This is a genomic window from Streptomyces sp. AC550_RSS872 (assembly GCF_019049285.1).
Classification (GTDB): Bacteria; Actinomycetota; Actinomycetes; order Streptomycetales; family Streptomycetaceae; genus Streptomyces.
In genome coordinates, this window is record NZ_JAGMUL010000114.1 from 159522 (window position 1) to 172753 (window position 13232).

The following is a 13232-nucleotide window of genomic DNA, read 5'->3' on the forward strand; positions in this document are numbered from 1 at the left end:
GGTGCCGTTCGACTTGAGATAGCCGTTGATGGCGGGGGAGGGGCCGATCCAGCCGATGTCGATGGACCGGGAGTTCAGCGCCTCGATCTCCGAGGGACCGGCGTTGAACGTGGCATACCGCGCCGTCGTCCCGCCCAGCTCCTTCTGGAACAGCCCCTCGTGCCGCCCGACCAGCGCCGTGGCGTGCGTGAGGTTCCCGAAGTAGCCGATCCTCACCGAGTCCAGGCCGTCGACCTTGGCCGCCCCGGCGACGGCGTGCTCCGTGTTCTCCTTGGCCTGGGAGCCGTAGCCGCAGGCCGCGAGGGCCAGCAGCGGCAGCGCGGCCAGGACGGCGAACGTCCGTCGCAGGGCGGGAGTGGCAGGCACGGGAGGTGTTCCTCTCGGTAGCCCGGCGTCACGCCCGTGTCAGGTCGTGGCCGGGGAGTCGGCAGGTTCGTGCGCGGCGGCGCGCATACGGTGCACGCGGGTCAGCGCACACATCGCGCCACTCCGCCCTGCCCGCTGCCGAGGGCGCCGCTGCCGACGCGGCCGCCCTCCTTCGCGAACGTGGAGTAGACGTCGTGGGCCTTCATCTCAGAAGTCCCACCCGTCGTCCTCGGCCTCGTCCTTGACCGGCTCCGGCGACGCGAACGACTCGCCGACCATGCCGGCGGTGAGCGTGGTGCCGTCGTTCGGGTCGATCAGGATGAACGATCCGGTGCGGCGCGAGTCGGCGTAGGAGTCGACCGGCAGCGGCTCGGCGGTGCGGATCTTCACCCGGCCGATGTCGTTGGCGACGAGCTGTCCGGGGTGCGGGTGCAGGGACAGGTCGTCCAGCGTGAGCCGGGACGGGATGTCCTTGACGATCGCCTTCACCGTGCGCGTGCCGTGCTTCAGCAGCACCCGGTGACCGACCGTCAGCGGCGCGTCGGCGACGTGGCAGACCGTCGCCTCGATGTCCTGCGTGGTCGGGGGCGCGTCCTTGGTCGGCACGATCAGGTCGCCGCGCGAGATGTCGATGTCGTCCTCCAGCAGGACGGTCACCGACTGCGTGGTCCACGCGATGTCGACCGGCTCGCCCAGCAGGTCGATGCCGGCGATCTTCGACGTACGGCCCGACGGCAGCACGGTCACCGACTCGCCGACCCGGAACGAACCGGCGGCGATCTGCCCCGCGTAACCCCGGTAGTCCGGGTGCTCGGCGGTCTGCGGCCGGATCACGACCTGCACGGGCAGCCGGGCGTGGCAGTGGCTCAGGTCGTGGGTGACCGGGACCGTCTCCAGGTGCTCCAGGAAGGTCGGGCCGCCGTACCAGTCCATGTTCGCTGACGGGTCCACCACGTTGTCGCCGGCCAGCGCCGAGATCGGGATCGCGGTGATCTCCGGGACGCCCAGCTCCAGCGCGTACGCCGTGAACTCCTCGGCGATGGCGGCGAAGACGGACTCCTGGTAGTCGACCAGGTCCATCTTGTTGACGGCGAGCACGACGTGCGGGACCCGCAGCAGGGCCGCGATGGCCGCGTGCCGGCGGGTCTGCTCGACGACGCCGTTGCGGGCGTCGACCAGGATCACCGTCAGCTCGGCCGTCGACGCGCCCGTCACCATGTTGCGGGTGTACTGCACATGGCCGGGGGTGTCGGCGAGGATGAACCGGCGGCGCGGGGTCGCGAAGTAGCGGTACGCCACGTCGATCGTGATGCCCTGCTCGCGCTCGGCCCGCAGGCCGTCCGTCAGCAGCGCCAGGTCGGGGGCGTCCTGGCCGCGGCTGCGGGAGGCGTGCTCGACGGCCTCCAGCTGGTCGGCGAGGACCGACTTGGAGTCGTGCAGCAGCCGGCCGACCAGGGTGGACTTGCCGTCGTCGACGGAGCCGGCCGTGGCGAACCGCAGCAGCGTGGTGGCCGAGAGCTCCTCGGTCGTGATCGTGCTCATGCTTAGAAGTACCCCTCGCGCTTACGGTCTTCCATCGCGGCCTCGGAGAGCTTGTCGTCGGCGCGGGTGGCGCCGCGCTCGGTGAGCCGGGACGCGGCGATCTCGGCGATCACCTGCTCCAGGGTCACCGCGTCGGAGTCGACGGCACCCGTGCAGGACATGTCGCCGACGGTCCGGTAGCGGATGAGCCGCTTCTCGACGGTCTCGCCGTCCTTGGGCCCGCCCCACTCGCCCGCCGTCAGCCACATGCCGCTGCGGGCGAACACGTCACGCTCGTGCGCGAAGTAGATCTCCGGCAGCTCGATGCCCTCGCGGGCGATGTACTGCCAGACGTCCAGCTCGGTCCAGTTGGACAGCGGGAACACGCGCACGTGCTCGCCGGGCGCGTGCCTGCCGTTGTACAGGTTCCACAGCTCGGGCCGCTGCCGGCGCGGGTCCCACTGCGAGAACTCGTCCCGCAGCGAGAAGACGCGCTCCTTGGCCCGCGCCTTCTCCTCGTCGCGCCGCCCGCCGCCGAAGACCGCGTCGAACTTCTCGCTCTGGATCTTCTCCGTCAGCGGCACCGTCTGTAGCGGGTTGCGCGTGCCGTCCGCGCGCTCCTTGAGCACACCGCGGTCGATGTAGTCCTGGACCGACGCGACGTGCAGCCGCAGGTTGTGCTTCTCGACCGTACGGTCGCGGTACTCGATGACCTCGGGGAAGTTGTGCCCCGTGTCGACGTGCAGCAGCGTGAACGGCACCGGCGCCGGCGCGAACGCCTTCAGCGCCAGGTGCAGCATGACGATGGAGTCCTTGCCGCCGGAGAACAGGATCACCGGCCGCTCGAACTCGCCCGCCACCTCACGGAAGATGTGGACGGCCTCGGATTCCAGCGCGTCCAGGTGGGAGAGGGCGTACGGGGAGTCCGTACCGTCCTCGCCCCCCTTGACCGTGGCAACGGTCGTCGTCATGCCAGTCCCCTCTCGGTGAGCAGCGCGTGGACCGCGCCCGCGGATTCCTGGACGGTCTGGTTCTGCGACTCGATCCGCAGATCGGGCGACTCGGGCGCCTCGTACGGGTCGTCGACCCCGGTCAGACCGGTCAGCTCACCCGCGGCCTGCTTGGCGTACAGCCCCTTCACATCGCGTACGGAGCACACCTCGACCGGAGTGGCCACGTGCACCTCGAGGTACGCCGACCCACTCTCCTGGTGTCGCTTGCGGACCGCGTCACGGCTGTCGGCGTAGGGCGCGATCACCGGGACGAGCGCCTTCACGCCGTTACGGGCGAGCAGTTCGGCGAGGAAGCCGATGCGCTGCACGTTGGTGTGCCGGTCCTCGCGGCTGAAGCCGAGGCCCGCCGAGATGAACTCGCGGATCTCGTCGCCGTCGAGCACCTCGACGCGGTGGCCCTCCGCGCGGAGCCGGCCGGCCAGTTCGTAGGCGATGGTGGTCTTGCCGGCGCTCGGCAGACCGGTGAGCCAGACGGTGGCTCCGCTCGTCACGTGGTTCTCCAAATTCGCAGAAGGCGTGGGAAACGCAGAGGACTCGGTCATGGGTCAGCCGTGCAGCCCGCACTCGGTCTTGGCGCGGCCCGCCCAGCGCCCGGCGCGGGCGTCCTCGCCCTCAAGGACCCGGCGGGTGCAGGGGGCGCAGCCGACGGAGGCGTAGCCGTCCATCAGCAGCGGGTTGGTGAGGACGCCGTGCTCGGTGACGTAGGCGTCGACGTCGTCTTGCGTCCAGCGGGCGATCGGGGAGATCTTGACCTTCTGGCGCTTGTCGTCCCAGCCGACGACCGGGGTGTTCGCCCGGGTCGGGGACTCGTCGCGGCGCAGACCGGTCGCCCAGGCCACATAGTCCTTCAGGCCCCGCTCCAGCGGCTCGACCTTGCGCAGCTTGCAGCACAGGTCGGGGTCGCGGTCGTGCAGCTTCGGACCGTACTCGGCGTCCTGCTCGGCGACCGTCTGACGCGGGGTCAGTGTGATGACGTTGACGTCCATCACGGCCTCGACCGCGTCGCGGGTGCCGATGGTCTCCTCGAAGTGGTAGCCGGTGTCGAGGAAGACGACGTCCACGCCGGGCATCGCGCGCGAGGCGAGATGGGCGACCACCGCGTCCTCCATCGACGAGGTCACGCAGAAGCGCTTGCCGAAGGTGCCGACCGCCCACTGGAGGATCTCCAGTGCGGAGGCGTCCTCCAGGTCACGGCCCGCCTGCTCGGCGAGCGCCTTCAGATCGTCGGTCGTGCGCTCTTCCTGAAGCGTCGTCATATCTGTTTTCCCCCTGCGTCGTTGTGCTGAAGGCCCCGGGCGAGCAGCCCGAGGAACTTCAACTGGAATGCGCGGTTGCACGCCGCGCATTCCCACGCGCCGTGGCCCTGCTCGCTGGGGCGGAGGTCCTCGTCACCGCAGTAGGGGCAGTAGAAGGGGGCGGCCCGCTCGCTCATGGCCCCTCCTTTCGCTGTCGCTCGCTGCCGCTCACGACAGTGCCTCCTCGGAGGCGCGCGCGGCCCAGGCGGCGAACCGCTCGCCGTCCTCGCGCTCGTCCTGGAAGCGCTTCAGCACGCGCTCGACGTAGTCGGGCAGCTCCTCGGAGGTGACCTTCAGGCCACGCACCTTGCGGCCGAAGCCGGCCTCCAGGCCCAGTGCGCCACCGAGGTGCACCTGGTAGCCCTCGACCTGCTCGCCCTGGTCGTTGAGGACCAGCTGGCCCTTGAGACCGATGTCCGCCACCTGGATACGGGCGCAGGCGTTCGGGCAGCCGTTGAGGTTGATGGTGATCGGCTCGTCGAACTCCGGGATACGGCGCTCGAGTTCGTCGATCAGCTGGGAGCCGCGGGCCTTGGTCTCGACGATGGCGAGCTTGCAGTACTCGATGCCGGTGCAGGCCATGGTGCCGCGCCGGAACGGGGACGGCTTGGCGGTCAGGTCCAGCGCCTCCAGGGCCTCGACCAGCGGCTCGACCTGCGCCTCCTCGACATCGAGGACGATCATCTTCTGCTCGACGGTGGTGCGGACCCGGTTCGAGCCGTGCGCCTCGGCCACTTCGGCGATCTTCGTGAGCGTGGCGCCGTCGACCCGGCCGACGCGCGGCGCGAAACCGACGTAGTAGCGGCCGTCCTTCTGCCGGTGCACACCGACGTGGTCGCGCCAGCGGCCCGCGGGGTCGGCGGGCGCGGGGCCGTCGACCAGCTTGCGCTCGAGGTAGTCGTCCTCCAGGACCTGGCGGAACTTCTCCGGGCCCCAGTCGGCGACGAGGAACTTCAGGCGGGCGCGCGTCCGCAGGCGCCGGTAACCCCAGTCGCGGAAGATGCCGACCACTCCGGCCCACACCTCGGGCACCTCGTCCAGCGGCACCCAGGCGCCGAGCCGGACGCCGAGCTTCGGGTTGGTGGACAGGCCGCCGCCCACCCAGAGGTCGAAGCCGGGGCCGTGCTCGGGGTGCTCGACACCGACGAAGGCGATGTCGTTGATCTCGTGGACCACGTCGAGCAGCGGGGAGCCGGAGATCGCCGTCTTGAACTTGCGCGGCAGGTTGGAGAACTCCTTGCTGCCGATGTACCGCTCGTGGATCTCGTCGATCGCCCAGGTGCCGTCGATGATCTCGTCCTCGGCGATCCCGGCGACCGGCGAGCCGATGACCACGCGCGGGCAGTCGCCGCAGGCCTCGGTGGTGGACAGCCCGACCGCCTCCAGGCGGTCCCAGATCTCCGGCACGTCCTCGATGCGGATCCAGTGCAGCTGGATGTTCTGCCGGTCGGTGATGTCCGCGCTGCCGCGCGCGAACTCCTCGGAGATCTCGCCGATCACCCGCAGCTGCCGGGTGGTGAGGCGACCGCCGTCGATCCGCACCCGCAGCATGAAGTACTTGTCGTCCAGCTCCTCCGGCTCCAGGATCGCGGTCTTGCCGCCGTCGATCCCGGGCTTGCGCTGGGTGTACAGGCCCCACCAGCGCATCCGGCCGCGCAGGTCGTTGGGGTCGATCGAGTCGAAGCCCCGCTTGGAGTAGATCGTCTCAATGCGTGTCCGCACATTGAGACCGTCGTCGTCCTTCTTGAACTGTTCGTTGCCGTTCAGCGGGGTGTGGTGCCCCGCGGCCCACTGACCCTCACCGCGGTGACGGCTCACCTTGCGGCGGGGAGTCGCGGCGGCAGGTTTCTGCGGGGTGGCGGCCATGGTGGTTACGTCCTTCGGGACAGGCGGGAAGCGGCTCTGACCTGCGCATACGGGCGCATGGGTATAGGTGCGCGGCATTGCGCGGGAATGAAGCGGAAAGAGAGAGATGTCGGGCGCTGCGGGGCTGTCAGCGCGCCGGACAGATGGCGCTGGACATGCGGCCGAGGTCGACGTGCCGCCGACTCACCAAGGCAATTCCAGTTCCAGACATGACGGAAGCGTGTCACGGCGATCTGGACAGAGTCCAGCTTCGTCCAAGATGCGGACACCCTTGTCCCGGAGAGTGAGACAATGGTGGTGTCGGTCACATGGCCCGTATCGGGCCGTTTCTCCCCGGCTCAGCCAGGGTAAGCGCCGGGCCACGGACCGGGCGAGGCCACCACGGCCTCCTCCTCGACCTTGGTGTCGAAGAGCTTGAAGCCGCGCCGCAGGTAGTTGCCCATGGCGTGCTCCCCGTCCTTGCTGCACGTGTGCAGCCAGACCCGCTTCGTCTGCGCCAGCCCCGGCCAGCGCTCCGCGAGGTCCCAGGCGCGGGCGGCGCCGTACGAGAGCAGAGCACCTCCGATACGGCGGCCGCGGAAGGCCGGAATCAGCCCGAAGTACTCGATCTCCACGATCCCGTCGTCCTGCGGGCTCAGCTCCACGTACCCCGCGGGCGTCCCCCGGTCGTAGGCGACCCACGTCTCGACACCCGGACGCTCCAGATGCGCCTGCCACTGCGCATACGTCCAGCGCAGCCGGTCCACCCAGAGGATGTCGCCGCCCACGGACGCGTACAGGAACCGGCTGAACTCGGGGGAGGGCACCTCGGAGCGGACGATCTCCACGTGGTCCTCCGGGGGCTGGGCCGGGAGGAGATCGGTGGGGGCGGTTTGTTCCAAGGACCAGGTGGTCACGGGGATAGTGGGCATGGTGGCCAGGAAATCATCCGAGTGGAGGCTGTGTCGATTGTTCTTCGGGTTCGTTGTGGCTGGTCGCGCCCGCGCGGCGGAGTCGCACATCGATACGGCCCGCGCCCTTTAGGGGCGCCTCAGCCCAGCGCCGAATCGATCGAACTCAGCGGCAGGGCGAACAGCATCCGGCCCGACTGGGACCAGACCTCGCCGGTCGCCTCCCAGTACGACAGCGGGCCGGCCTGGACGCCCCAGCAGCGGGGCGCGTCCTCCGAGCCGCAGCGGGTCGCCTCGGCGCCGTCGGTGTCCTGCCTCCACAGGCTGCCCTGCCGGTCGGTGGAGCCCGGGGCGCGGCTGACGTACCAGTCCGAACGGCCCGTGCCGGCGGAGGGGCGCGACAGGACACCCGCGATGCCGGAGGCCTCCGTCTCGTACGCCTCGACCGCCGACGCGGATCCGGTGGCGTCGGTGGAGAGCAGGCCTGGGCGGGCCGGGTCCTTGCTGAAGTCGTAGCGCCACAGACGGGCGTGCCGGTCGCTGTCGACGGCGGTCCGCTCGCTCGCGACCAGGCTGTCGGGCGCCGTGGCCCGGTCGAGGGAAATGCCGCCGAGCGCGGGGGCGGCGCTTCCGCCGGTCAGCCGGTACGAGCCGACGGCCGGCAGGACGAAACGGTGGCCGTGCGCCGACCAGCCTTCCTCGACGCGGCCCACCGCGGCGCTGTCCACCGTGGTGCGCTGGACGCGGTTCATGTCGTACACGTACAGGCCGTCGCCCGCGGTGACCAGCAGCTTGTCCTGGTACCAGACCATGCCGGAAAGGCGGGAGGTCAGGGCCCGGTAGTCCCGTCCGCCGTCCACCGGGACGACCAGGAGGGCCGACGCGTACCTGAGGCGGCTCAGGTCGCCCGCGTCGACGAAGGCGACCCGGGCGAGGCCGCGGTCGGCGGACCCCTGGCTCCAGCCGGAGAGCAGCACCCGGTGGTCGTTCCACCAGCCGTCGTCGTCGGCGTCGCCCGAGGTGGTGACCGCACCTGCCCGCCAGGTCCGGGTGTCGGCGGCGTCCCAGCAGTACGCGCGGGTGGCCGCCGGCGCGACCGGCAGTGCCGTGCGCTCGTCGGCCGTACAGCCGGACGCGGTGCGCAGGCTCCGGTCGGCGGTCTCCAGGACGGCACGGACACCCACCGGCTTGCCCATGCCGGAGGCGAGTTCGTCGAGGGTGGCCTGCGGGACCAGCTGCTCCTGGAGCCGCAGCGGGCGGGTCTCCGCCGCCCTGGTGAGCGGCTCCAGCGCCCCGGGGTTGTCGCCGACCGTGGCCTGCGACGCGCTGATCATCGTGGCGGCGGCGGTGAGCGCGAGGGCGGTTCCGGCGAGGAACGCGCGCACCGCGCGGCCCTGCTTGCGTCGACGATGTCTGCCGCGGTGCTTCATCACAACCTCCCGAGGCGGGCCAACTGCGGCTATTGGTCCGTGCGTTGACCAAAGGAGCAGGTGGGGCGGCCCGTACAGGGATGCTACGGCAGTTGGGCACGGTTGCGGACTAAGACCCTGCAAATATGCGGAAGATGCACTCCGCAGGGCGTCCGGGGTCAGGGCATGTCGGCCGCGATCCGCCCCCGCACCACCGCCGGTGCCGTCGAGTGCGGCAGCAGGTCGCGCGGGTCGTCCGGCAGCAGCACCTCGACCTCCGCGTCCTCGCGGAAGCGGTACGGCCGATGCTCCAGGAACGCCCCGAGGTAGCGCCGTACCCGGGACATCTCCGCGCGCACCGTCACCGTACGGCCCGCGTCCCCGAACACGTCCTCGGCCAGCCCCGCAGCGCTGCGGCCGGCCCGTTGCAGGGCCAGCAGATACAGCAACTCGGCATGCCGGGGACTCAGTTCATGGCTCCAGGAGCCCGCGCCGCCGGACACCGTCACCGACCAGCGGCGCGGCTGGGTCAGATCCAGCGCGATGCGTGTCGCCGCGGCCGGCACCGGCTCCTCCGAGGCCCGCAGCAGCCAGCCGCCCGCCAGCGGTTCCACCGAGCACAGGCCCAGCGGCGGCAGCCACCGTCGGCCCGGCGACATCGACTTGGGCAGCGCGATCCGGTGCGTGTACGGCATCCCGGACACCGCTGCCGTCCAACCGTCCCGGTCCACCACCAGCGCCCGGCCCTCCAGCCGCGCCAGCACCGGCGCCGCCACCGCGCGCAACCGCTCCAGCGAGGTCAGGTGCAGCTCCCGCAGCCGGGCCTCGGCGAGCTTGGCCACCGAGTCGACCCAGGCGAGCGTCGCCGGATGCATGGTCTCCAGCGGCCCGCTGACGTCCACCACGCCGATCAGCCGGCCGTCCCGCGGATCCGTGATGGGGGCGCCGGTGCAGGTCCAGGAGGTCTGCGAGCGCTGGAAGTGTTCGGAGGCGAAGACCTGCACGGGCCGGCGCACGACCGCCGGGGTGCCCACGCCGTTCGTGCCGACGACGCTTTCCCGCCAGTCGGCGCCGAGTTCGAAGCCGAGATTGTCGGCTTTGCGCAGCACGGAGGAGTTGCCCTCCCGCCACAGCACCCGGCCGTCGCCGTCGGCGACGACCATGATGTGGTGGGCGACGTCCGCGACCGACAGCAGGCCCTCGCGCAGCACCGGCAGGACATGTCTGAGCGTGGTGTCCTCCCGGCGCCGCTGCACCTCCTCGCGGGGCAGCAGACCGGACCGGACGTCGTGGTCCGGGTCGACGCCGCTGCGCAGCATGCGTGACCAGGACTGCTCGATCACCGGGCGCGGCGCGACCTTCGCCCGCCGGCCGGAGAGTGTGGCGGCGCGGACCTCGCTGAGTACTCGCGCCGCCCGCGCCGCGTCCACGGCGGCCAGCTGCGTCACGTCCGTCGGCGAGTGCGCCACGGGTCCTCCCGGTTCGGGTGTGTCCTGACCGTGTGTCTCATAGTGCCCGCCCGCCGCTCGCGGAGGCACACACTCCGCACACAGTCGCCAACAAGTTGCAACCCCTTGCAACCCTGGTGGACGGCTCTGGTCTGGTTGAAACTTGAGCGACGCCGTCCCGAGCGGCGTTCGCGGCCTCGAACGGGCCATGGTGGGGGTGGTGCCGTGTCGGCGCAGCACCACCCCCTACCTCCGGCGGTTGAGCAGGGCGCCTCGGGTGGGGTTCCGGGGGCTGTCTCGTCGGCGGGTGCGGGCCGTGGGGGCTGGTCGCGCAGTTCCCCGCGCCCCTGGGGTCAGGCCTGCGGCCTTGACCGGGCCACCACTGAACGCAGGTTCAGAGTTGGGGGCAGTGTGCCGAAGGCTGAGCCTCCGTCGGTGCCCAGGCGGGAGGCGCAGAAGGCGTCGGCCACCTCCGGGGGAGCAAAGCGGACCAGGAGGGAGCCCTGGAGGGTCAGGGCCAGGCGTTCGGTCAGGCGGCGGGCTCGGCATTCGATGCCCTCCAGGTCGGCGAGTTCTGTCAGGAGACCCTTGATGGCCGCGTCCAGGCGGTGGTCGGCGCCGCGGGCCTTGCCTACCTCCTGGAGGTAGGCGTTGAGGGCGGTGGGCTCGCGTTGCAGGGCGCGGAGGACGTCCAGGGCCTGGACGTTGCCGGCGCCCTCCCAGATCGAGTTCAGGGGGGACTCGCGGACCAGGCGGGGCATGCCGGACTCCTCGACGTAGCCGTTGCCGCCCAGGCATTCGGAGGCCTCGACCGTGAGGGGCGTGCAGCGCTTGGTCACCCAGTACTTGGCGGTCGGCACCGCGATCCGCAGCAGGGCGCGCTCCTGCTCGCCTCCGTCGTCGTAGGCGGCGGCGAGGCGCATGGCGAGAACGGTCGCCGCCTCGGACTCGAGGGCCAGGTCGGCCAGGACGTTGCGCATCAGGGGCTTGTCGACGAGCTTTCCGCCGAACGCCTCGCGGTGGGCGCAGTGGTGGACCGCCTGCGCGACGGCCTGCCGCATCAGTCCCGCCGACCCGAGGACACAGTCGAGGCGGGTCGCCGCCACCATCTCGATGATGGTGCGCACCCCGCGGTCCTCCTCCCCGACCCGGCGTGCCCACGTCCCGTCGAACTCGACCTCGGCGGAGGCGTTGGAGCGGTTGCCCAGTTTGTTCTTGAGGCGCCGGATCAGGAAGACGTTGCGGCTGCCGTCCGCCAGTACGCGCGGGACGAGGAAGCAGGTCAGCCCCGCGGGCGCCTGCGCGAGCACCAGGAAGCCGTCCGACATCGGCGCCGAGCAGAACCACTTGTGGCCGGTCAGGGTGTATGTGCCGTCCTCGGCGAGCGGGGTCGCGGCCGTCGTGTTGGCGCGTACGTCGCTGCCGCCCTGCTTCTCCGTCATGCCCATCCCGAACAGGGCCCCGGCCTTCCGGGCGGCGGGCCGCAGCTCACGGTCGTAGATCATGGACGTCAGCCGTGGCTCCCACTCGGCGGCGAGGCCGGGGTCCGTGCGCAGGGCGGGGACTGCGGCATGGGTCATGGACAGCGGGCAGCCGTTGCCGGCCTCGACCTGGGTCCACAGGACGAAAGCCGCCGCCCGTCGGACGTGACCGCCGGGCCGTCCCCACGCCGCGGTCAGTCCCGCGGCGACGCCCTTGCCGAGCAGCCGGTGCCAGGCCGGATGGAAGTCGACCTCGTCGACCCGGTGGCCGTAGCGGTCATGGGTGCGCAGCGTCGGCGGGTGCTCGTTGGCCAGCACCCCCCACTCCTGCACCTGCGCCGAACCGCAGGTCTTCCCGAGCGCCGCCAGCTCGCCCCGGACCTCGTCCAGCAGCTCCGGGTCGAGATGACGGTCGACGGCCTCGCTCAGGGCCCGGTCGGAGGTGTAGGCGTCGTACCCGACAAGGGGCGGGGGCTGGTTGGTCACGGTGTGCGTGCTGCCTGCCATGGCTGTGAACCTATCCCTCCGTGCGGCGTCGGTCTCCACCGTGACACGGCACCGGCGCGGGGGACCGGGCAGACGGCGGGCGTCGGACCCGGCGCCGCGGTGAGTGCGCCCCCGCACGGCGGATACCTTTAGGTCGTGCAGCCAGCAAGTGAATCGTCCCCTCAGCAGCCCTCCGGGCGTCTCCACCGGGCGCGTGTCCTCTACCGGAACGTCTCGAAGCGCAGGACCGCCTGGCTGCTGCTCAAGGACACCGTCAACTCCTGCATCGAGTACCGCATCCTGGGCCTCGCCGCCGAGGCCGCGTTCTTCACGCTGCTGTCCGTGCCGCCGCTGCTGCTCAGCATGATCGGCCTCCTCGGCTACGTCGACGACTGGACCGGCACCGACACCATCAGCAGCCTGGAGGCCAACCTCATCGAGGCCTCCCGCACCGTCCTGTCCGACAAGGGCGTGCGCCAGATCGCCCAGCCGATCCTGGACGACGTGATGCGCGGCGGCCGCCCCGACGTCATCTCCGTCGGCTTCCTGTTCGCCCTGTGGTCGGGGTCGCGCGCGGTGAACGTCTTCATAGACACGATCACCGTGATGTACGGCCTCGACGGCGTCCGCGGCATCGTCAAGACCCGGCTGGTGGCGTTCCTGCTGTTCATCGCGGCCCTGCTGATCGGCTCGGTGGCGCTGCCGCTGATGGTGGCGGGACCGGACGCGGTGGTACGGATCGTGCCCTGGTCGGAGACCCTGGTGCAGGTCCTGTACTGGCCCGTCGTGATCGTCCTGTCGATCGCGTTCCTGACCACGCTCTACCACGTCTCCGTGCCGGTCCGCTCCCCCTGGATCGAGGACGTGCCCGGCGCGCTGGTCGCCCTCGGCATGTGGGTGCTGGGCAGCTTCCTGCTGCGCATCTACCTGACGAACACGATCGAGGGCGCGTCGATCTACGGCTCCCTCGCCGCCGCCGTCGCCGTGATGCTGTGGATCGGCGTGTCCGCGTTCGCCGTGCTCGTCGGAGCCGCGGTCAACGCCGCGATCGACCGCGTCTGGCCGGCCGCCGCGACGGCCGCGGCCCGCGCCGCGAACGAACGCCTGCGCGAGGCCCAGGTCGCCGAGTACGTCGCCCGGGCCGCCGCGGCCCACGAACACGACCCCGAGGACCCGGACATGCCGTCGGAGTTCCCCGAGCGCTGGACGCGCTTCCTCCCACCGGAGGACGTGACGTCGCGGCTGCGCACCCACGCCAAGAGCACGCACCACCACCCTCCGCACAAGCCCGAGGACTCCTAGGCCCTGTCGTTTGGATCAGCCCGGCTGTGAGGCGCGGCTCCTTTCAGCCGACCCGAGCGGGGCCTGGTGCGTGCAGCTGCAAGGCGGAGGAGGGCGCCAACGCGGAGCGTTGGCAACCGACGACAACGCCGCAGATGCGCGTGCCAGGCCCCGCG

At 71.1% G+C, this 13232-nt stretch carries 12 protein-coding genes and 1 pseudogene; 1 reads left to right on the forward strand and 12 read right to left on the reverse strand.

Annotated elements, in window-relative coordinates; all coding sequences use genetic code 11:
• The 12 genes and pseudogenes from KUM44_RS46055 to KUM44_RS32870 form a co-directional block, all read right to left on the reverse strand.
• A pseudogene (locus tag KUM44_RS46055) lies at window positions 1-366 on the reverse strand (sulfate ABC transporter substrate-binding protein); the annotation flags it as partial.
• A gap of 207 nt (window positions 367-573) precedes the next feature.
• Entirely contained in the window at window positions 574-1908 is a 1335-nt protein-coding gene (locus tag KUM44_RS32825) for a sulfate adenylyltransferase subunit 1 (protein WP_217213389.1), read from the reverse strand.
• 2 nt (window positions 1909-1910) lie between these two features.
• Window positions 1911-2858, reverse strand: coding sequence for a sulfate adenylyltransferase subunit CysD (gene cysD, locus KUM44_RS32830; RefSeq protein ID WP_217213390.1), 948 nt, complete (start codon window positions 2856-2858; stop codon window positions 1911-1913).
• A complete protein-coding gene (gene cysC, locus KUM44_RS32835; protein ID WP_217213391.1) occupies window positions 2855-3442 on the reverse strand; it encodes an adenylyl-sulfate kinase in 588 nt (195 codons plus the stop codon). Before cysC ends, cysD begins: the two co-directional genes overlap by 4 nt.
• A gap of 3 nt (window positions 3443-3445) precedes the next feature.
• Window positions 3446-4156, reverse strand: a complete 711-nt coding sequence (locus KUM44_RS32840) for a phosphoadenylyl-sulfate reductase (RefSeq protein ID WP_217213392.1) — start codon at window positions 4154-4156, stop codon at window positions 3446-3448.
• Window positions 4153-4332, reverse strand: a complete 180-nt coding sequence (locus KUM44_RS32845) for a hypothetical protein (protein WP_217213393.1) — start codon at window positions 4330-4332, stop codon at window positions 4153-4155. Before KUM44_RS32845 ends, KUM44_RS32840 begins: the two co-directional genes overlap by 4 nt.
• A gap of 31 nt (window positions 4333-4363) precedes the next feature.
• Entirely contained in the window at window positions 4364-6061 is a 1698-nt protein-coding gene (locus KUM44_RS32850) for a nitrite/sulfite reductase (protein ID WP_217213394.1), read from the reverse strand.
• 127 nt (window positions 6062-6188) lie between these two features.
• Window positions 6189-6272: a putative leader peptide gene (locus KUM44_RS47745; protein WP_310591794.1), complete on the reverse strand. Its 84-nt coding sequence runs from the start codon at window positions 6270-6272 to the stop codon at window positions 6189-6191.
• A gap of 127 nt (window positions 6273-6399) precedes the next feature.
• Window positions 6400-6972 carry a GNAT family N-acetyltransferase gene (locus KUM44_RS32855; RefSeq protein WP_217213395.1) on the reverse strand — a complete coding sequence of 191 codons (573 nt, stop codon included), beginning with the start codon at window positions 6970-6972 and terminating at the stop codon, window positions 6400-6402.
• A 119-nt stretch (window positions 6973-7091) separates the two neighbouring features.
• Window positions 7092-8381 (reverse strand): hypothetical protein, encoded by a 1290-nt coding sequence (locus tag KUM44_RS32860; protein WP_217213396.1) that lies wholly within the window; start codon window positions 8379-8381, stop codon window positions 7092-7094.
• 158 nt (window positions 8382-8539) lie between these two features.
• Complete coding sequence (locus KUM44_RS32865; protein WP_217213397.1) at window positions 8540-9829, reverse strand: GAF domain-containing protein; 1290 nt, start codon at window positions 9827-9829, stop codon at window positions 8540-8542.
• Between the two features lie 332 nt (window positions 9830-10161).
• Window positions 10162-11796, reverse strand: a complete 1635-nt coding sequence (locus KUM44_RS32870; protein ID WP_217213398.1) for an acyl-CoA dehydrogenase family protein — start codon at window positions 11794-11796, stop codon at window positions 10162-10164.
• A gap of 135 nt (window positions 11797-11931) precedes the next feature.
• On the opposite strand from KUM44_RS32870, the gene KUM44_RS32875 reads away from it, so the two are divergent.
• Window positions 11932-13077, forward strand: coding sequence for a YihY/virulence factor BrkB family protein (locus KUM44_RS32875; protein WP_217213399.1), 1146 nt, complete (start codon window positions 11932-11934; stop codon window positions 13075-13077).
• Window positions 13078-13232: the final 155 nt, after the last annotated feature.